Here is an 18,856-nt window from a genome sequence, read left to right on the forward strand (position 1 = left end):
CACTCCCGGTGTGCTGACGGCCCTTCTCGATCTCGTCCTGCCTGCCCGGTGCGGTGGATGCGCCGCTCCTGGGGTGAACTGGTGCCGGGCATGCGCGCGGGAACTCGGGGACCACCCCGTGGGGGTGACGCCCCGCGTCGATCCCGGGGTTCCGGTGTGGAGTCTGGGCCCGTATTCCGGTCCCAGGCGTCGCGCGGTGATCGTCGCCAAGGAACGCGCCCGGCGGGATCTCGCGGATCCTCTCGGGCTCGCATGGGCGGTTGCGATCACGCGGCTGCGGAGATGGGGCGAGCTGCCCGGCGGACCGCTGATCGTGGCGCCCGCCCCCACCCGGGCGCGGGCGGCGCGGGCACGCGGAGGCGATCCTGTCGCGCGTGCCGCCCGGGCCGCCGCGATGCACGACCGTCACCTCCACGTGCATCCGATCCTGGGCGTGGCAGCGGGTGTGCGCGACTCGGTGGGGCTCACCGCAGCCGACCGGCAACGCAATCTCGCCGGTCGCGTGACGGTGAGCGCCGACGGGTTGTCGCGAACGGTCCCGGTGCTCGTGGTCGACGATGTGCTCACCACCGGCACCACTGCTCGCGAGTCGGTCCGGGCGCTCCGGCATGCAGGTTTTCGTCCCCTCGGTGTCCTCGTGATCGCTCATGCGTGAGCCGTCGTCGAAGCCTCCGACGGGCCTCGACGCGGGGTCGACCGGCGACACGAAGTGAAATAGAGCGGGAACGGTGGCAGACCTCCGCGTTACGTACTACCGTCGCCATCAGACCCGGAAACAACAAGGTAGACGGGTGGAAACGCCTGTTCATCCCTTTCCGGGCGAGCGCCTTTTCGCGCTCATCGCTCACGCCGGCGCGCGGGCTGCGTCGGCCGTAACTCGGGAGGTACGCGTGACGACCCCTTCGAAGTCCAGAGGTTCCGTTGCAGAGGCCGATGCCGGCATGGAAGGTCCCAATGCCGACGTTGTCGTGAAAGGACGCAACGTCGAGGTCCCCGATCATTTCCGGATCTATGTCTCCGAGAAACTCGCTCGGCTCGAGCGTTTCGATCCGACGATCTTCATCTTCGATGTCGAGTTGCAGCACGAACGCAACAGACGTCAGCGGAAGAGCGCTCAACGAGTCGAGATCACAGCCCGCGGGAAGGGACCGGTCGTACGGGCCGAGGCCAGTGCCGACAGCTTCTACGCCGCCTTCGAGTCGGTGATCAGCAAGCTCGAATCGCGCCTGCGAAGGACGAAGGAGCGCCGCAAGGTTTCCTACGGTGAGAAGACGCCCGTGTCCGTGGCGGAAGCCACCGCGGCCCTCGCCCAGGACGACGAACTCGCGATCTCGCCCGACCTGTCGCTCGGCGACAGCGAGAAGGAACCCCAGGACGGTCCCGGTCGCATCGTCCGCACGAAGGAACACAACGCTGTGCCGATGACCGTCGACGACGCCCTCTACGAGATGGAACTCGTCGGTCACGACTTCTACCTGTTCCACGACAAGGAGACGGACAAGCCGTCCGTGGTCTACCGGCGCCACGCCTTCGACTACGGTCTGATCAGGCTCGTGTGACACTGCCGGGAGTGACCGAAGGCACTCGCCATCGCGGTCACTCCCGCGCAGCGCCTACCATGGAATCCGGCCGGGGTCCGACAAGGCCTCGGCCGGATTTCTTGTCCGTGCAGGTACCCGAGATTGAGGACGAACACACCAGTGCTGTCGCTGACGAAGCTGCTCCGGATCGGTGAAGGTCGCATGGTCAAGCGGCTCAAGCACATCGCCGAGCATGTCGATTCCCTCTCCCCGGACTTCGAGGCCCTGACCGACGCCGAACTCCGGGCCAAGACGGAGGAGTTCCGGAGCCGCTACCAGGACGGCGAGACACTGGACGATCTGCTCCCGGAGGCCTTTGCGACCGCCCGGGAGGCGTCCTTCCGTGTGCTCGGGCAGAAGCACTATCTCGTCCAGATCATGGGTGGCGCGGCGCTGCACTTCGGCAACATCGCCGAGATGAAGACCGGTGAGGGCAAGACCCTCACCTGCGTGCTGCCGGCCTACCTCAACGCGATCTCCGGCGACGGCGTCCACGTCGTCACGGTCAACGACTATCTCGCCAAGCGTGACGCCGAGTGGATGGGCCGTGTGCACCGTTTCCTCGGGCTCGAGACCGACGTGATCCTGTCCGGGATGACCCCGGCGCAGCGCCGCGCGGCCTACGCCGCCGACATCACCTACGGCACCAACAACGAGTTCGGTTTCGACTACCTGCGCGACAACATGACGCACTCGCTCGACGACCTCGTGCAGCGCGGACACAACTTCGCGGTCGTCGACGAGGTCGACTCGATCCTCATCGACGAGGCCCGGACGCCGCTCATCATCTCGGGTCCCGCCGACGCGTCGAGCAAGTGGTACTCCGAGTTCGCACGCATCGTGAAGCTGCTCAAGCCCGAGGTGCACTACGAGATCGACATCCGGAAGCGGACCGTCGGCGTGCACGAAGCCGGCGTCGAGTTCGTCGAGGACCAGCTCGGCATCGACAACCTGTACGAGGCGGCGAACTCGCCGCTGGTGAGCTACCTCAACAACGCCATCAAGGCCAAGGAGCTCTACGCCAAGGACAAGGACTACATCGTCCGCAACGGCGAGGTCGTCATCGTCGACGAGTTCACCGGCCGCGTCCTGTCGGGCCGCCGCTACAACGAAGGCATGCACCAGGCGATCGAGGCCAAGGAAGGCGTCGAGATCAAGGCCGAGAACCAGACCCTCGCCACGATCACGCTGCAGAACTACTTCCGTCTGTACGACAAGCTGTCGGGCATGACCGGTACGGCCGAGACCGAGGCCGCCGAGCTCCACCAGATCTACAGCCTGGGCGTCATCCCGATCCCGACGAACCGTCCGATGGTGCGCGTCGACCAGGGCGACCTCATCTACAAGACCGAGGAAGCGAAGTTCGCAGCCGTCGTCGACGACGTCGTCGAGCGTCACGAGCAGGGGCAGCCCGTCCTCATCGGCACGACGAGCGTCGAGCGGTCGGAGTACCTGTCGCGCCAGTTCACCCGGCGTGGTGTCGCGCACAGCGTGCTCAACGCGAAGTTCCACGAGCAGGAAGCGCAGATCATCGCGCAGGCCGGTCGCTCGGGCGCGGTGACGGTCGCGACGAACATGGCCGGTCGCGGTACCGACGTCGTGCTCGGCGGCAATCCCGACATCCTCGCCGACATCGAACTGCGCAAGCGCGGCCTCGACCCGGTCAACACGCCGGAGGAGTACGAGGCGGCCTGGGACGAGATCCTCGAGCGGATCAAGGCCGAATCGAAGGCCGACGCCGAGAAGGTGCGCGCGGCCGGTGGCCTCTACGTGCTCGGCACCGAGCGGCACGAGTCCCGTCGTATCGACAACCAGCTGCGCGGCCGTTCCGGCCGTCAGGGTGATCCGGGCGAGTCGCGGTTCTACCTCTCGCTCGGCGACGAGTTGATGCGGCGCTTCAACGGTGCGGCCCTCGAGTCGATCATGACGCGGCTGAACCTGCCCGATGACGTGCCGATCGAGGCGAAGATGGTCTCCAAGGCCATCAAGAGTGCCCAGACGCAGGTCGAGCAGCAGAACTTCGAGATCCGCAAGAACGTCCTCAAGTACGACGAGGTGATGAACCAGCAGCGCACCGTCATCTACGAGGAGCGTCGCCGGATCCTGCGCGGCGAGGATCTCGAGGGGCAGGTGCAGCACATGCTCACCGACGTCGTCACCGCCTACGTCGACGGCGCGACCGCCGAGGGATACGTCGAGGACTGGGATCTCGAGCAGCTGTGGACGGCGCTCAAGACCCTCTACCCGGTGGGTGTCGACCACAAGACGCTCGTCGCCGAGAACGAGGACCTCGACCGCGACGGACTGCTCGAGGTCCTGCTCGAGGATGCCCGCGCCGCCTACGCGCGCCGCGAGGCCGAACTCGAGGCCATCGCCGGTGAGAACGCGATGCGCGAACTCGAGCGTCGCGTGCTGCTGTCGGTCCTCGACCGCAAGTGGCGCGAGCACCTCTACGAGATGGACTATCTCAAGGAGGGCATCGGCCTGCGTGCGATGGCGCAGCGTGATCCGCTCGTCGAATACCAGCGCGAAGGTTTCGACATGTTCACCGCGATGCTCGAGGGTCTGAAGGAGGAGTCGGTCGGATTCCTGTTCAACCTGCAGGTCGAGGCTGCGCAGCAGCAGCCGTCGGCGGGTGTGGCGGTCACGGCGGCCTCGGCGGCAGCGGCCGCGCAGGCGGCTCCGAGCCTGGCCAAGGCGGCTCCCGCACAGACTGCGCGTCCGGCTCCGGCGCAGCCCGCGCACGCGGCACAGCCCGCACCGGCCGCGCTGCAGGCGAAGGGACTCGACGAGACCGAACGGCGCTTGACCTACAGCGGTCCCGACGAGGACGGCCGCGCCCACGTCGCGCGGACGACCGCCGGTTCCGATGCGGGATCCGCCCCGAAGCAGGCGGGCACCCGCAAGGAGCGTCGTGCCGCCGCGCGGCGCGACGCGAAGACCAACCGGCGCCGCTGACCCGGCCCGGTAAGGGCCGTACCGCGTAGCCGGCGCCCTACGTCCCACCTCACGACCCTGTGACTCAGCCGAGCCACAGGGTCGTGATCGTCCAGCGGTGCGGTGCGCGCGGACGGGGACGTTTGCGCACCATCCGCCCGGCGAATGCGAACACGCGCTCTCCGCGGGCGTAGCTGCCGAACAGTTCCACGGTGTCCGCGTCGACGGGGCGCACGCGCGTGCGCAACAGGATCGCGGTGCTGCGACCTGCGCGCAGCGTGCGGTGCGTGGTGATCGTGGAGACGAGCCGTGGGTCGAGGACGGTCGCCGACTGCACCGCGGGTCGGCGCCCGTCGACGACCTCGAGGACGAGGCGCACGGCCGACTCCGCCGCCCGTCCGACAGCCGGATCGACGGGGATCCCCGGCTGGTCGTTCGTGTTCACAGCTACGCCGGGACGCTCGGTTCCCTCGTGGTGGAACAGGATTCGTCCGGAGCGACCGTCGTGCGGGGTGGCCCGGCGGGTCGCGTGGCTGCGGGAGCGAACGCAGTTCTCCTCGACCGGAGGTTCGAGGTGGGTGAGGCGGCGCACGTAGCGCCCGGTGTGATGTGACATGGGCTCTCCCGAGAGTCGTGACGGCGGATCGGCACGGGTGACACCGTGACAGGGATCGGCACGGGTGGACCGGTGCCGAGGAATCGGTTCGGGAGAGGACGAACCGCGCACATGATGTCACACCTCCGGGGCGCCGGCGCGACACGACGCGATCGGGGTGCCCGGGACATACGGTGGTGTCGTGCTACGAGGACTCGTACTCGATGTCGGTGGCGTCCTGGTCGGGCCGGGAAGCGACCCCGGCACGTTCGGCGCGGTCGTGGCATTGCTGCGCCCGCGGGGTGTGCGGACCGCTCTGCTCAGCAACGACCCCGGTGGCCCCGGTGCGCAGTGGCTGCGCGATCTCGAAGGGGCCTTCGTCGACCGCGTGGTGCTCTCGGGCGACGCGGGCGTCGCCAAACCCGAACCCGAGAGCTACCTGCTGGTCGCGCGACTGCTCGACCTCGGGCCGGGCGAGTGCGTCTTCGTCGACGATGCGGTCGGCAACGTGCGGGGTGCTGCCGCTGCGGGGATGGTCGGCGTCCACCATGATGGTTCACACGACGCATCGGGCGAACTGGCCGTACTCTTCGATCTCGATCCCGAGGAGATCGGGAGCGGAGCCGCGGCCGGCGCCGAGCCGTGGTGGCGATGCTCGGGAGGTTCGGGTCAGGAGGGGGAACGGGGTCGATGACGAGCCGGATGACTGCGCAGGACGCGTCGTACTACTACCTGGAGACGAGCAACACGCCGATGCACGTCGGTTCGCTCGCGATCCTCGAAACCTCCGAGGGCGGCCTCGACTACGAGAGCGTGCTCCGACTGGTCGAGCAGAGGCTCCCCGAGGTGCCTCGGTACCGGAAGAAGGTGCGAGAGGTCGCATTCGGTTTGTCCCGCCCCGTCTGGGTCGACGACCGCGACTTCGACATCACCTATCACGTGCGCCGCTCCGCGCTGCCGAAACCCGGCTCCGACGAACAGCTGCACGACCTCGTCGCGCGCCTGGTCTCGCGGCCGCTGGACCGTACGCGGCCGCTGTGGGAGATGTACCTCGTCGAGGGGCTCGCGAACGATCGGGTCGCATTGTTCACGAAGTCGCATTCGGCTCTCGTCGACGGCGAGGAGGCCCTCGACATCGTGCAGGTGCTCTTCGACAAGGAGCCGGTGCCGCGTGAGGTTCCCGAGGAATTGTGGATGCCCGAACGTGAACCGTCGGAATCCGCTCTGCTCGTCGGGGCGTTCGCCGAACTCGTCGCGCGCCCGGGGGAGGGGGTTGCCGCCCTCCGCTCGGCCGTGGGGGACCTGACGGCGACCCTCACCGAGACCGTCGACGCCGTCGGCCGGCTCGCCCGCACGGCCGCGCAGTCGGCACCGGAGACGCCGTTGAACACGCAGATCTCGAGGAGCCGCCGATTCTCCGTGGTGCGGTCCGAACTGGAGCCGTACCGCAAGATCCACTCGCGCTACGGCTGCACGATCAACGACGTCGTGCTCGCAGTTCTCGCCGGAGCATTGCGCTACTGGTTGCTCTCCCGTGGGGAACCGGTCACCGAGGCCACCGTGGTGCGGGCGATGGTCCCGATGTCGGTGTACACCCAGGATCCGGACGACTGCGCCGACAACGACACGATCCAGGTCCATCCGCAGGGCGAGGTGTCGTCTTTCCTGCTGGACCTGCCGGTGGGGGAGCCGAACGCGGTGGTCCGGTTGTCGCATATCGCGCACGCCGGTGAGGCCTATTCGCGGCAGCGGCGGCGCGTGGCTGCCCAGACGATGGTCCGGTTGTCCGGCTTCGCTCCGGCGACGATGCACGCGGTGGGTGCCCGGGTTGCGATGGGCTTCTCGCAGCGGATGTTCAACCTCATGATCACCAACGCTCCGGGTCCCCAGCACCCGCTCTATCTGACCGGGGCCCGTCTCCTGGAGATCTATCCGGTCTCGCCGTTGCTGAAGAACCAGGCCCTGAGCATCGCGTTGACGTCCTACGACGGCAAGATCTACTACGGTTTGAATGCGGATCGTGATGCGATGCCCGATGTGGACGTGGCAGCGACGCTGATCCAGGAGTCTCTCGAGGAGTTGACGGATGCCGGCAGGTGAGAAGTGACGCGTGTCTATGTACCGGCAACGCTCGCGATGGTGCAGCGACTCGTCGCCGACGACGAGGTCGATCCGGTGAGCAGGACGGCCTTCGCGGTGACCCCCGCACTACGGGAGGCCTACACGGCGGGTGACGACGAGGAGCTCGCCGAGGTCGCGATGGCGGAGGCGGCACGCGCGTCGCTGAGATTACTCGCCTCCGAGGAACCGGGTGACCATCCGTCCTTCGCGTCCCGCCGCGTGGTGATCGCGGCCGACGTCGACGAGGTGACACCGCGGCCGGATCTCGACGATGCGGTCGTGCGCCTCACCGGCCCGATCCCGATGCGTGCGGTGGCCTCGGTGCACATCGACCTGCAGGAGGCGGAGACCGACGTCGCGCGGGCGCGCGAGGTCGTCGACGCGGCCGAATTGGGCGACGAGGAGGCGGAGTTCGTCCTCGGCGACGCGGAGGACCACGAACTGGCCTGGTACGCGGCCCAGGAACTGCCCTTCCTGCTCGAACTGCTCTGACCCCACCGTCGGTGTGACGGCAGTCTCGTCCCCAACCTACGCTTCCGTAACCTCTGGTAACCTACGGAGGCGTAACCGGAGTGAGGAGAAACGGTCGGATGGGCCTGAAGGAATGGATCGAGAAGCCCGCGGCACACGTCGCGCCAGGAGAGAAATCACTCTCCAACGTCCTGCGTGGCGCGGTAGCCCGGCTGACCACCCCTCTGCTCCCCGACGACTACCTGCACTTGGTCAACCCGCTGTGGTCCGCCCGTGAACTGCGTGGGCGCATCGTGTCGGTGCGCCAGGAGACACCCGATTCCGCGACGATCGTCATCCGTCCGGGCTGGGGCTTCGACTTCGGATACGCCCCCGGCCAATATATCGGGATCGGCCTGCACATCGAGGGTCGCTGGCACTGGAGGTCCTACTCGCTGACCTCCGCGCCCACCCGGGACGACAAGGTCATCTCCATCGCGGTGAAGGCGATGCCCGAGGGCTTCCTGTCGAGCCACCTCGTGGGCGGCGTCCCGGAGGGGACCGTCGTGCGCCTCGCCGCACCGCAGGGCGATTTCGTCCTGCCCGACCCGCCGCCGGCGAAGATCCTCTTCATGACCGCCGGCAGCGGCATCACTCCGATCATGTCGATGCTGCGCACGCTCGACCGACGTGCGGTCGCGCGCGAGATCGACCTGCCGGACGTCGTGCACATCCACTCGGCGCCGACGGCCGAGAACGTGATGTTCCGCTCCGAGCTCGAACGCTTCGACGCCACCCACGACCGGTTCCGGGTGCACGTGCGTCACACGCGCGAGAAGGGCAAGTTCGCGCTGTCCGAGCTCGACGAGGTGTGCCCCGACTGGCGCGAGCGCCAGACCTGGGCGTGCGGTCCACAGCAGATGCTCGACGACATCACCGCGTACTGGACCACGGAGGGAATCGAGGACCGGGTCCATCTCGAGCGATTCGCCGTCAGCCGCGCCGACACCTCGGGGTCGGGCGGAACGATCACGTTCGCGAAGTCCGGTAAGACCGTCACCGTGGACGGTGCGACAACGATTCTCGAGGCCGGTGAGAGCGTCGGCGCGCTGATGCCCTTCGGTTGCCGCATGGGAATCTGTCAGACTTGTGTTGTGCCGCTCGAGAAGGGGCACATCGTCGATCTGCGATCCGGCAAGGAACACGCAGAGGGCGAACGCGTCCAGACCTGCATCTCCGCTGCGGCCGGCGACTGCACGCTGGATGTGTAGTAGACACCGACAGCAACCTCCGAAGGATCCCGCTTGGCCATCACCGACATCCGCGCGTTCTCACATCTGACCGAAGACGATATCGTTGCTCTAGCAAACGAATTCGATGCGATCCGACGGGATGTGGAGAATTCGCGCGGCCCGCGGGACGCGCGTTACATCCATTCCGTCATCCGTCTGCAGCGTGTGCTGGAGGTGGCCGGACGCTGCGCGCTGTTCGGTTCCCGCCGCCGGTCGCGCTGGCTGATCGGTACCGCCGCGCTGTCGCTCGCCAAGATCATCGAGAATATGGAACTCGGGCACAATGTGATGCACGGCCAGTGGGACTGGATGAACGACCCGGAGATCCACTCCACGTCGTGGGAATGGGACCAGACCGGCCCCTCCGAGCACTGGAAGCGCGCACACAACTACGCGCATCACACGTATACCAACATTGTCGGGATGGACGAGGATGTCGGATTCGGCATCCTGCGCATGACCCGCGACGAGAAGTGGCGCCCGATCAACCTGCTGCAGCCGTTCGCCAACGTCGTGCTGGCGCTGACCTTCGAATGGGGAATTGCCCTGCACGACCTGTCGGCGAAGAAAGAAGCCGAAGGCGTCCCGCCCGCGCAATGGAACTCGGGACCCAACAGGGAATTCGCAGTGAAGGCCGGTCGGCAGGTCGTCAAGGATCTGGTGTTCTTCCCGGCGCTCACCGGCCCGGCCTGGCGCAGCACGCTGTCGGCGAACCTGACCGCCAACGTGATCCGCAACATCTGGGCCTATCTCGTGATCTTCTGCGGCCATTTCCCGGACGGCGCAGAGAAATTCACTGCCGAGCACTACGAGAACGAGACGCGCGGAGAGTGGTATCTGCGTCAGTTGCTCGGCAGCGCAAACATTTCGGGTGGGCGTGCGATGGATTTCCTCACCGGGAATCTCAGTTACCAGATCGAGCATCATCTGTTTCCCGATCTGCCGAGCAACCGCTACCCGGAGATCGCCGCCCGCGTGCGGGCGCTGTGCGGGAAGTACGACCTGCCGTACACCACCGGCTCGCTCGCGCGGCAGTACTGGCTCGCCCTGCGCACGATCCACAAGCTCGCGGTACCCGACCGATTCCTGAAGGCGACCTCCGACGACGCTCCGGAGACCTCCTCCGAGCGCAAGTTCGACAGGTGGCGCCCGGACGTGCCGGCACCGGCGACCGAAGCGTCCACCGGTCGGCACCGGGGATTGCTCACGGCCCTCCGCGTCCATGCCGAGCATGCGGTAGCAGAGCGTCGACGTCGCCGTGGCGAATCGCGCCGCCGACAGCGTTCCGCGGCTGTGTGATTCGCGCCACAGCCCCGAATTCGACTAACCTACGGAGCCGTAACCTACGGTAGGGTAGCTCCCATGGCGATATCGGATGTCAAGGAGTACGCGCACCTGACGGATGCGGACGTCGAGGCCATCGGCCGCGAACTCGACGCCATCCGGCGCGATATCGAGGAGTCCCGCGGTGAGCGCGACGCTCGATACGTCCGCAACACGATCCGGCTGCAGCGCGGCCTCGAGATCGGCGGGCGCCTCGTGCTGCTCGGCTCGAACAAGCGCCCCCTGTGGCTGCTGGGCACGGGCATGCTCTCCCTGTCGAAGATCATCGAGAACATGGAGCTCGGGCACAACGTGATGCACGGGCAGTGGGACTGGATGAACGACCCCGAGGTGCACTCGGCCAACTGGGAGTGGGACAACGTCGACCCGTCGGCGCACTGGAAGATCACCCACAACTACCTGCACCACAAGTACACCAACATCCTCGGCATGGACGACGATGTGGGATACGGCCTGCTGCGCGTCACCCGCGACCAGCGGTGGAAGCCGTTCTATCTCGGCAACGTCGCCTACAACGCGATTCTCGCGGCCCTGTTCCAGTACGGCATCGCCATCCAACTGCTCGAGCTCGGCAAGGTCATCCAGGGTCGCGACGACCGGGAGCTGACCAAGGCGCGCGGCAAGGAGGTGCTCGCCAAGCTCGGCAAGCAGCACCTGCGCGACTACGTCGTCTACCCGGCGCTGAGCGGTAAGTCGTGGAAGTCCACGATGAAGGCCAACGCGACGGCCAACTTCGTGCGCAACATCTGGACGAACGCGGTGATCTTCTGTGGTCACTTCCCCGACGGTGCGGAGAAGTTCACGAAGCAGGACATCGAGAACGAGACGCGGGCCCAGTGGTACCTGCGGCAGATGCTCGGGTCCGCGAACATCTCCGGCGGCAAGGTCATGGACTTCATGACCGGCAACCTGAGCTACCAGATCGAGCACCACATCTACCCCGACCTGCCGTCCAACCGGTACGCCGAGATCGCGGTGCGCGTGCGCGAACTGTGCGAGAAGTACGACCTGCCGTACACCACGGGTCCGCTCGCGGTGCAGTACTGGAAGTCGTGGCGCACCATCGCCAAGCTGTCGCTGCCCGACAAGTACCTCAAGGACGACCGCGACGCCGCCCCGGAAACCGCCTCCGAGCGGGGCTTCGGCGGAGCGCCGGAGATCGATCCGGCCACCGGTCGCCGCGTGGGTCTGGCCACCACCATCGAGAAGACCCGCAAGCGCGGATTCATCCGCCGCGCGCTCGGCATGCGGTAGCGACCACGAGAACGAGAACTCACCCCGGTACCCGAGGACGGTGCCGGGGTGAGTTCGTTCGATCGCCTCGGTTCGATCACCAGGATTCGTTGGATGCCAGAGCCGCGAGCAGTTCGCGCACGGCCATCGCGCGTCGCAGCGACTTGCCTTCCAGGGCGTCGAAGGCACACTCGGGGTCGGCCGGCGGACCGAGATGCGTGCATCCGCGCGGACAGTCCTCGACCGCCTCGGCCAGGTCCGCGAACGCCGCGACGACGTCGTCGGGGCCGATGTGCGCGAGCCCGAACGACCGGATGCCGGGGGTGTCGACCGCCCAGCCGCCCTCGGGGAGATGCAATGCCACCGACTGGGTGGAGGTGTGCCGTCCCTTGCCCACTCCGGAGACCTCGCCGGTGGCCCGGTCGGCGTCGGGGACGAGCCGGTTCACCAGCGTCGACTTCCCGACCCCGGAGTGCCCGATCAGCGCGGTCAGGCGACCGTCGATCCGGTCGTGCAGGGCGGTGAGATCGTCGTCCTGCCCGACGAGCAGTACCGGGATGTCGAGATCCGCGAAGTGCGCGGCGAACTCGTCGGGATCGGCCAGGTCGCTCTTGGTGAGGCCCAGCAGGGGAGCGAGTCCGCCGGCGTAGGCCGCCACGAGTGCGCGTTCGACGAGTCCGGTCCGGGGCGGGGGATCGGCGAGCGCGACCACGATGAGCAACTGTTCGGCATTGGCGACGACGATGCGCTCGAACGGATCGGTGTCGTCGGCGGTGCGGCGCAGGACGGTGCTGCGGTCCTCGACCCGGACGATGCGCGAGAGCGTGTCGGGACGGCCGGAGAGATCACCCACGACACCCACCTGATCGCCCACCACGATGGGGGTCCGGCCGAGCTCGCGTGCCCGCATCGCCGTCACGATCCGATCGGGATCGCCGCCGAGCGCAACACCCCACCGACCCCGGTCCACGGACACGACCATGCCCTCCTCCGCGTTGCGGTGGGCGGGACGGTCCTTCGTGCGCGGCCGCGAGCCGCGCCCGGGCCGGACCCGGACGTCGGACTCGTCGTACTCGCGCCGCCTCAGGAGTCGCTCCCCGTCAGCAGCGACTCCCACAGTGCCTCGAAATCGGGCAGGGTCTTGGCGGTGGTGCCGATGTCCTCGACCTCGATCCCGTCGACGACGAGTCCGAGGATCGCGCCGGCGGTGGCCATCCGGTGGTCGGCGTAGGAGTGCCAGATGTCGCCGTGCAACGGAGCCGGTTCGATGTGCAGTCCGTCCTCGGTCTCGGTGACCGAACCGCCGAGGCGGCCGATCTCGGTGGCGAGAGCGGCGAGTCGATCGGTCTCGTGACCGCGCAGATGCGCGATGCCGCGCAGGTTCGACGGCGAGGTGGCGAGTGCCGCGAGGGCCGCCACGGTCGGCGTGAGCTCACCGACGTCGTGCAGGTCCACATCGATGCCCGTCAGCTCGCGGGGTCCGCGCACGGTGAGCGTTCCGTCGACCCAGGACACCTCCGCGCCCATCTGCTCGAGGATTCCGCGGATCGCGTCACCGGCCTGTGTGGTCGACTCCGGCCAGAGGGGCACCGAGACGACACCTCCGGTGACGGCCGCGGCCGCCAGGAAGGGGGTGGCGTTCGACAGGTCCGGTTCGACGGTGACGTCGAGTGCCTTGATCGTCGACGGCGGTACGCGCCAGGTGTTCGCCTCGGACGTGTCGACGGGGACTCCGGCTGCCCGGAGCATCTCGACGGTCATCTCGATGTGCGGCATGGACGGCACCGGCTTGCCGTCGTGGTGCACCACCACGCCCTCGTCGAAGGCGGCGCCCGAGAGCAACAGACCCGAGACGAACTGCGAGGAGGCCGACGCGTCGATCGTCACCGCACCACCCCTCAGACCACCGCGACCGTGCACGGTGAAGGGGAGCCGGTCACCGTCGATGTCGGCACCGAGAGCGCGCAGCGCGTCGAGCACGGTGCTCATCGGACGGACGCGTGCCTGCTCGTCGCCGTCGAACCGCACGTCGCTGTCGGCCAGGGCCGCCAGCGGCGGCACGAATCGCATGACCGTGCCGGCCAGTCCGCACGCGACGTCGCCTCCACGCAGCGGCCCGGGGGTCACGTCGAGGGTGGTGCCGCCGTCCCGCTCGGTGACGGTCGCGCCGAGTGCGCGCAGGGCGCCGATCATCAGGTCGGTGTCGCGGCTGCGCAGCGCGCCGGTCACGGTGGACGGCCCGTCGGCGAGTGCGGCCAGGATCAGGGCACGGTTGGTGATCGACTTCGATCCCGGCAGCGTCACCGACGCTCGAACCGGGGACACGGCGCGGGGTGCTCTCCACAGACTCACCCGACCATCTTCGCCCATCCGGACCGGTGCGGGCACCCTCGCCCACCCGGCGTGCGCCGGTGTCGGTTCCGTCACCCGCCGATGCCACACTCGACGGCATGTGTGGAAGGTATGTCTCCACGGCCGACCCGGCGATGCTCGCCGTCGAACTCGACGCACTCGACGAGACCGGCGACGACACCGGTGCGGACAGGCGTGGGCCCGATTACAACGTCGCTCCGACCACCGAGGTGCTCACCATCGTCGCCAGGCACGACGGTGAGGGCCCCGACAGTCCCGTCCGCCGCCGTGTCCGCCGTATGCGCTGGGGTCTCGTCCCTCCCTTCGCCGAGGAGATCGGCAGGACCGCGCCGCTGATCAACGCGCGATCCGAGTCGGTCGCCACCAAACCGAGCTTCGCCCGGTCGCTGCGCTACAAGCGGTGTCTCGTCCCGATGGACGGCTGGTACGAATGGCAGCTCGAGCCGGCACCGGACGGCAAGCCCCGCAAGGTTCCGTACTTCATGTCGCCCGCCGACGGATCGCGGATCTGCACGGCCGGACTGTGGGCCGTGTGGCGCGACCCGCGGAACCCGAAGGCACCCCCGTTGTCGAGCACCGCGATCCTCACCGCGCAGTCGGTCCGGCAACTCGGCAACGTGCACGAGCGGATGCCGCTGATCCTGCCCCCGGAGCGATGGGACGCGTGGCTCGACCCCGACAGTCTCGGTCACCCGGATCTGATCGTGCCGAGCGTCGAGGCGATCTCGGCGATCGAAATCCGTCGCGTCTCGGCGAAGGTCAACAGCATCCGCAACAACGGTCCCGACCTGCTCGTGCCCGACGACGGGGCCGGTGATCAGATGGTGCTGCTGTAGGCAGTGCAGCCCTACGGTCCCGCCGTGATCGGGCAGACGGTCGCGGCGGTCAGCCGGATCAACTCGCGCGGATCCAGTTCGATCTCGAGTCCGCGCCGTCCCGCACTGCACAGCACACGGTCCCATTGCTCCGCGGAGGCGTCGATCACCGTGCGCAGGCGCTTGCGCTGCCCGAGCGGGGAGATACCCCCGACGACGTAGCCGGTCGCGCGTTCGGCGGCGGTGTGATCGGCCATCACCGCTTTGCCGCCCCCCAGTACCCCTGCCACAGCCTTGAGCGACAGTGTCGCAGGCACCGGGATCACCGCAACGCCGAGCGTGCCGTCCGACAGCGACACCACCAGCGTCTTGAAGATCTGCTCGGCGGAGACCCCGAGGCGCGCGCCCAGTTCCTCCACGGCCTCGGCGCCGAAGGACGCGGCCCTCGGGTCGTGCGCGTACTCGTGGACCCGGTGCGCGACCTTCTCGCGCTTCAGCAACACCGTCGCGGGCGTGGATGTCGAGGCCATCCGATCACTCTAGAAACGAGAGGTGGGGAACAAGCGGGGAGGGTGCGACGTTGCATTCCGACGGGTGGGTCCACCGGCCACCCGACACCCGACGATCGGAGAATTCGTGGCAGTGCTGTGCCCGCCTCGACCGGACGCCGTCCGACGTCCCCCCGATCCGGACGCCGTCGTACCGGTAGCCTTCTCGACAGACGTCGATGAAGGGATCGGTGTGGTCGAGGAGTCTGTGGAAGAACTGACCGAGCGGTTCGAGCGGGATGCGCTTCCCATGCTCGATCAGCTCTACGGCGCGGCGCTGCGGATGACCCGCAACCCCTCCGACGCCGAAGATCTGGTGCAGGAGACGTATATCAAGGCGTTCTCCGCCTTCCGGTCGTTCCGGGAGGGCACCAACCTCAAGGCGTGGCTGTACCGGATCCTCACCAACACCTACATCAACTCGTACCGGAAGCGGCAGCGGCAACCCGCGCAGTATCCGACCGACGAGATCACCGACTGGCAACTCGCCGCCACGGCCGAGCATTCGTCCACCGGTCTGCGGTCCGCCGAGGTCGAAGCGCTCGACGCGCTTCCCGACGATGACATCAAAGCGGCGCTGCAGGAACTTCCCGAGGAGTTCCGCATGGCCGTCTACTACGCCGATGTCGAAGGGTTCCCCTACAAGGAGATCGCAGAGATCATGGGGACGCCGATCGGCACGGTGATGTCGAGACTGCACCGGGGACGCAAGCAGCTGCGCGGCCTGCTGGCCGACGTTGCGCGCGATCGCGGATTCATGCGGGGGAAGGCCGTGGACGCGGCAACCGGAACAACGGATTCGACCGAGAGCGGAAAGAGAGCAGCGCAGTGAGCGAACCCGACTTCGATCGACTCGACTGCTCGGCGGTGATCGCGGACGTCTATCTGCTTCTCGACTCCGAGTGCGACGCCGGTTCCCGGGAGAAGCTGCAACGGCACCTCGACGAGTGCGGCACGTGTCTCGAGGCCTACGGGATCGAGGAGAAGATCAAATCGCTGCTGAGCCGCAAGTGCGGAGGCGAACACGCACCCGAGGGGCTGCGGGAGCGACTGATGCTGCAGATCCGCCGCACCGTGGTGGTCACCGAAACCGACATCAGGGAGTCGTAGCGGGACGACGCACGGGTTCCTGCCCGGGACGGCGCCGAACGTGACAGGGGCCGGAAAGCTGCTGCTTTCCGGCCCCTGTCCGCGTCTCAGGCGTTGGGACGCTTGCCGTGATTGGCGGCGTTACCCTTGCGGCTGCGCTTCTTGCGACCTCGCTTACCCATGGTGGGATCTCCTTTCTCGTTCATTACAGTGTTTCACGTGTGGTCGAGTGGTCCTGTCGGCAGGTCCACCGCCGGAGCGTGAAACGAGGTGTTCGATGGCGGAAGACATACGCGCGGAGATGGTATCGACCGTGTTCGAGGTCGTCGTGCGAGAGGGTGACGTGGTGGCCGAGGGCGACACGCTGGTGATCCTCGAGTCGATGAAGATGGAGATTCCGGTGCTCGCCGAGACAGCGGGCACGGTGACCTCCGTGGGCGTCACGGTCGGGGATGTCATCCAGCAGGGCGACCTCATCGCCGTCATCTCCTGACGACGGATATCTCCTGAGTACGAAAGCGGTTCCCGTGTCCACACTCAGTTCGTTGCTCGCGAGATACACCGATCTTCCGGGCGCCGCCGTCGATCATCTGCAGCGTGTCGTGGGCGAGTGGCAGTTGCTCGCCGACCTGTCGTTCGCCGACGTCCTCCTCTGGGTCGATGCCGCGCCGTCCGGAATCGTGTGCGTTGCGCAGTGCCGGCCCACCACCGCGTCCACCGTGATCCCCGAGGACGCCGTCGGCACGCTCGTCTCCGACAATGAACATCCTTACGTGCGTGAGGCTTTCGAGACCGGCACGATCGTCGACGTCAAGTCGTCGCCGGGTGCCGGGATCAACATCCGTCAGGCCGTGCCGGTGCGCTGGAACGGCCGGGTCGTCGCGGTGCTCAGCCGCGACGCCGCGCGCGTGTCGCGGCGGTCGGCCAGTGCTCTCGAAACGGCCTATCTCGGATGCGCCGACGACCTCTATCGCATGATCAGCGAGGGCACCTTCCCCACGCCCGAGGCCCGCTCCGACACCAAGTCGAGTCCGCGGGCGGGCGACGGGTTCATCCGGCTCGATCGGGAGGGCAAGGTCGTCTACGCCAGTCCCAATGCGCTGTCGGCCTATCACCGGATGGGTCTGAACTCCGACCTGATCGGCCAGGATCTCGTCGAGACGACCCGCGCGCTGGTCACCGACCCCTTCGAGAGCCGTGACGTCACCGACTACCTTCGAGGGGCCGTGGAGGGGCGCCTCGGGCAGCGCATGGAGGTCGAGGCACTCGGTGCCACGGTTCTGATCCGTGCGCTGGTCCTGAATCCGGGAGGGAAGATCCGGGGCGCCGCGGTGATCGTCCGCGATGTCACCGAGGTCAAACGTCGCGACCGTGCACTGCTGAGCAAGGACGCGACCATCCGGGAGATCCATCATCGCGTCAAGAACAATCTGCAGACGGTCGCCGCTCTGCTGCGACTGCAGGCGCGCCGAACCGGAAACACGGAGGCCCAGCAGGCCCTCGGGGAGGCGGTCCGTCGTGTCACGTCCATCGCACTCGTGCACGAGGCGCTGTCGATGTCGGTGGATGAGGAGGTCGACCTCGACGGTGTCTTCGACCAGTTGATCCCGATCGTCGTCGACGTGTCGACGGTGGGCAGTCAGATCCGGGTGGTACGGGAGGGGAATCTCGGTGTGTTCCCCGCCGATCGCGCGACGCCCCTGGTGATGGTGCTGACCGAGCTCGTCCAGAACGCGGTCGAGCACGCCTTCGATCCGGGCGTCAACGGCACGGTCACCGTCACTGCGCAGCGCTCCGCCCGCATGCTCGACGTGGTGGTGCGCGATGAAGGGAAGGGTCTTCCCGAGGGTTTCAGCCTCGAGGCGTCGAACCGGCTCGGTCTGCAGATCGTCCGGACGCTGGTGGCAGCGGAACTCGGCGGGTCGCTGGAGTTGACGGCCAACGCCACCGGCGGAACGGATGCGCGCCTGCAGCTACCGCTGGGCAAGGTGTCGCTCGCCTGAGGTTTCCGGCGACCGGCCGGTGATGTCCGGGCGGCTCGATGTGTGCAGGTCAGACGTTCGAAGGCCCGGTCTCCGTGAGGAGGCCGGGCCTTCGAACGTATGTCGGAGTTGCTCAGACCGCCGTGCGAGCGCGGGTGCGAGCGTTGCGACGCTTGAGGGCGCGGCGCTCATCCTCGCTCATGCCGCCCCACACGCCGGCATCCTGGCCGGACTCGAGTGCCCACGAAAGGCATTCGGCGGTGACGGGGCAACGGTTGCACACGAGCTTGGCATCCGCGATCTGCGCGAGAGCCGGGCCGCTGTTCCCCACGGGGAAGAACAGTTCCGGATCCTCGTCGCGGCAGATGGCCTTGTGGCGCCAGTCCATGCTTCTACTCTCCTTCGATGGTGCGGGTGCACCGGCTGATTGGTCAATGCGTGTTCACGCCTGCGGCACGGAGTGTTTCCGCGCGGTTACTTGTGAATGCTTTCACGAA

Annotated in this window: 20 protein-coding genes; 14 read left to right on the forward strand and 6 right to left on the reverse strand. The window is 67.5% G+C overall.

The genetic code is table 11. The features are described from left to right. The first annotated feature begins 10 nt into the window (after positions 1-10). The 3 genes from GON09_RS01305 to secA all read left to right on the forward strand — a co-directional run bounded on the left by GON09_RS01305 (position 11) and on the right by secA (position 4,538). On the forward strand, positions 11-655 hold the full coding sequence (locus GON09_RS01305) for a ComF family protein (protein ID WP_213930263.1): 645 nt from the start codon (positions 11-13) through the stop codon (positions 653-655). Positions 656-890: 235 nt separating this feature from the next. Continuing rightward, positions 891-1,559 (forward strand): ribosome hibernation-promoting factor, HPF/YfiA family, encoded by a 669-nt coding sequence (gene hpf, locus GON09_RS01310; RefSeq protein WP_374195264.1) that lies wholly within the window; start codon positions 891-893, stop codon positions 1,557-1,559. Between the two features lie 183 nt (positions 1,560-1,742). Continuing rightward, positions 1,743-4,538: a preprotein translocase subunit SecA gene (secA, locus tag GON09_RS01315; protein ID WP_244865678.1), complete on the forward strand. Its 2,796-nt coding sequence runs from the start codon at positions 1,743-1,745 to the stop codon at positions 4,536-4,538. A gap of 64 nt (positions 4,539-4,602) precedes the next feature. Here the strand turns inward: secA and GON09_RS01320 are convergent, their stop codons facing one another. Then, on the reverse strand, positions 4,603-5,133 hold the full coding sequence (locus GON09_RS01320) for an Rv3235 family protein (protein ID WP_213930265.1): 531 nt from the start codon (positions 5,131-5,133) through the stop codon (positions 4,603-4,605). Between the two features lie 181 nt (positions 5,134-5,314). On the opposite strand from GON09_RS01320, the gene GON09_RS01325 reads away from it, so the two are divergent. From GON09_RS01325 to GON09_RS01350, 6 genes are all read left to right on the forward strand, one after another. Then, a complete protein-coding gene (locus GON09_RS01325; RefSeq protein ID WP_307854272.1) occupies positions 5,315-5,806 on the forward strand; it encodes an HAD-IA family hydrolase in 492 nt (163 codons plus the stop codon). Continuing rightward, the gene (locus GON09_RS01330; RefSeq protein WP_213930267.1) at positions 5,803-7,212 is read left to right on the forward strand and encodes a WS/DGAT/MGAT family O-acyltransferase; all 1,410 of its coding nucleotides are present in this window, start codon (positions 5,803-5,805) and stop codon (positions 7,210-7,212) included. The genes GON09_RS01325 and GON09_RS01330 overlap by 4 nt, the downstream gene beginning before the upstream one ends. A gap of 3 nt (positions 7,213-7,215) precedes the next feature. Next, a complete protein-coding gene (locus GON09_RS01335; RefSeq protein WP_213930268.1) occupies positions 7,216-7,725 on the forward strand; it encodes a DUF6912 family protein in 510 nt (169 codons plus the stop codon). 98 nt (positions 7,726-7,823) lie between these two features. Next, positions 7,824-8,954, forward strand: a complete 1,131-nt coding sequence (locus tag GON09_RS01340; protein ID WP_213930269.1) for a ferredoxin reductase — start codon at positions 7,824-7,826, stop codon at positions 8,952-8,954. 33 nt (positions 8,955-8,987) lie between these two features. Beyond that, positions 8,988-10,274 carry a fatty acid desaturase family protein gene (locus tag GON09_RS01345; protein ID WP_213930270.1) on the forward strand — a complete coding sequence of 429 codons (1,287 nt, stop codon included), beginning with the start codon at positions 8,988-8,990 and terminating at the stop codon, positions 10,272-10,274. Positions 10,275-10,337: 63 nt separating this feature from the next. Beyond that, entirely contained in the window at positions 10,338-11,573 is a 1,236-nt protein-coding gene (locus GON09_RS01350; protein ID WP_213930271.1) for a fatty acid desaturase family protein, read from the forward strand. Positions 11,574-11,649: 76 nt separating this feature from the next. Here the strand turns inward: GON09_RS01350 and rsgA are convergent, their stop codons facing one another. Both rsgA and aroA read right to left on the reverse strand, forming a co-directional pair. Continuing rightward, on the reverse strand, positions 11,650-12,669 hold the full coding sequence (gene rsgA, locus GON09_RS01355) for a ribosome small subunit-dependent GTPase A (protein ID WP_213930272.1): 1,020 nt from the start codon (positions 12,667-12,669) through the stop codon (positions 11,650-11,652). Then, complete coding sequence (gene aroA, locus GON09_RS01360; RefSeq protein ID WP_213934210.1) at positions 12,636-13,922, reverse strand: 3-phosphoshikimate 1-carboxyvinyltransferase; 1,287 nt, start codon at positions 13,920-13,922, stop codon at positions 12,636-12,638. The genes rsgA and aroA overlap by 34 nt, the downstream gene beginning before the upstream one ends. A gap of 80 nt (positions 13,923-14,002) precedes the next feature. Between aroA and GON09_RS01365 the strand changes: the two genes are divergently transcribed. Then, entirely contained in the window at positions 14,003-14,761 is a 759-nt protein-coding gene (locus tag GON09_RS01365) for an SOS response-associated peptidase (protein ID WP_213930273.1), read from the forward strand. Between the two features lie 11 nt (positions 14,762-14,772). On the opposite strand, the gene ybaK is transcribed toward GON09_RS01365, so the two are convergent. Further along, positions 14,773-15,270 carry a Cys-tRNA(Pro) deacylase gene (gene ybaK, locus GON09_RS01370; protein ID WP_213930274.1) on the reverse strand — a complete coding sequence of 166 codons (498 nt, stop codon included), beginning with the start codon at positions 15,268-15,270 and terminating at the stop codon, positions 14,773-14,775. Between the two features lie 211 nt (positions 15,271-15,481). Here ybaK and GON09_RS01375 point away from each other — a divergent pair, with 211 nt between their 5' ends. Both GON09_RS01375 and rsrA read left to right on the forward strand, forming a co-directional pair. Next, a complete protein-coding gene (locus tag GON09_RS01375) occupies positions 15,482-16,120 on the forward strand; it encodes a sigma-70 family RNA polymerase sigma factor (protein ID WP_213930275.1) in 639 nt (212 codons plus the stop codon). After that, the gene (rsrA, locus tag GON09_RS01380) at positions 16,117-16,398 is read left to right on the forward strand and encodes a mycothiol system anti-sigma-R factor (protein ID WP_213930276.1); all 282 of its coding nucleotides are present in this window, start codon (positions 16,117-16,119) and stop codon (positions 16,396-16,398) included. Before GON09_RS01375 ends, rsrA begins: the two co-directional genes overlap by 4 nt. An 86-nt stretch (positions 16,399-16,484) precedes the next feature. On the opposite strand, the gene GON09_RS28950 is transcribed toward rsrA, so the two are convergent. Next, positions 16,485-16,559, reverse strand: coding sequence for a 50S ribosomal protein bL37 (locus GON09_RS28950; protein ID WP_022597109.1), 75 nt, complete (start codon positions 16,557-16,559; stop codon positions 16,485-16,487). Positions 16,560-16,654: 95 nt separating this feature from the next. On the opposite strand from GON09_RS28950, the gene GON09_RS01385 reads away from it, so the two are divergent. Together GON09_RS01385 and GON09_RS01390 are read left to right on the forward strand one after the other, a co-directional pair. Continuing rightward, complete coding sequence (locus GON09_RS01385) at positions 16,655-16,870, forward strand: biotin/lipoyl-binding carrier protein (RefSeq protein ID WP_213930277.1); 216 nt, start codon at positions 16,655-16,657, stop codon at positions 16,868-16,870. A gap of 34 nt (positions 16,871-16,904) precedes the next feature. Beyond that, positions 16,905-18,380, forward strand: coding sequence for a sensor histidine kinase (locus GON09_RS01390; protein WP_213930278.1), 1,476 nt, complete (start codon positions 16,905-16,907; stop codon positions 18,378-18,380). Positions 18,381-18,492: 112 nt separating this feature from the next. Here the strand turns inward: GON09_RS01390 and GON09_RS01395 are convergent, their stop codons facing one another. Further along, complete coding sequence (locus GON09_RS01395; RefSeq protein WP_006550236.1) at positions 18,493-18,747, reverse strand: WhiB family transcriptional regulator; 255 nt, start codon at positions 18,745-18,747, stop codon at positions 18,493-18,495. Positions 18,748-18,856 lie beyond the last annotated feature (109 nt).

The sequence above is a fragment of the Rhodococcus sp. B50 genome (assembly GCF_013602415.1).
Taxonomy (GTDB): domain Bacteria; phylum Actinomycetota; class Actinomycetes; order Mycobacteriales; family Mycobacteriaceae; genus Rhodococcus.

What these genes read in the sequence shown, in the direction of transcription:
- GON09_RS01320 (WP_213930265.1), bottom strand. Translation starts at nt 5,133, where the DNA reads ATGTCACATCACACCGGGCGCTACGTGCGCCGCCTCACCCACCTCGAA.
- GON09_RS01385 (WP_213930277.1), top strand. Translation starts at nt 16,655, where the DNA reads ATGGCGGAAGACATACGCGCGGAGATGGTATCGACCGTGTTCGAGGTC.
- GON09_RS01340 (WP_213930269.1), top strand. Translation starts at nt 7,824, where the DNA reads ATGGGCCTGAAGGAATGGATCGAGAAGCCCGCGGCACACGTCGCGCCA.
- aroA (WP_213934210.1), bottom strand. Translation starts at nt 13,922, where the DNA reads ATGGGCGAAGATGGTCGGGTGAGTCTGTGGAGAGCACCCCGCGCCGTG.
- GON09_RS01350 (WP_213930271.1), top strand. Translation starts at nt 10,338, where the DNA reads ATGGCGATATCGGATGTCAAGGAGTACGCGCACCTGACGGATGCGGAC.
- GON09_RS01395 (WP_006550236.1), bottom strand. Translation starts at nt 18,747, where the DNA reads ATGGACTGGCGCCACAAGGCCATCTGCCGCGACGAGGATCCGGAACTG.
- ybaK (WP_213930274.1), bottom strand. Translation starts at nt 15,270, where the DNA reads ATGGCCTCGACATCCACGCCCGCGACGGTGTTGCTGAAGCGCGAGAAG.
- GON09_RS01330 (WP_213930267.1), top strand. Translation starts at nt 5,803, where the DNA reads ATGACGAGCCGGATGACTGCGCAGGACGCGTCGTACTACTACCTGGAG.
- GON09_RS01365 (WP_213930273.1), top strand. Translation starts at nt 14,003, where the DNA reads ATGTGTGGAAGGTATGTCTCCACGGCCGACCCGGCGATGCTCGCCGTC.
- secA (WP_244865678.1), top strand. Translation starts at nt 1,743, where the DNA reads ATGGTCAAGCGGCTCAAGCACATCGCCGAGCATGTCGATTCCCTCTCC.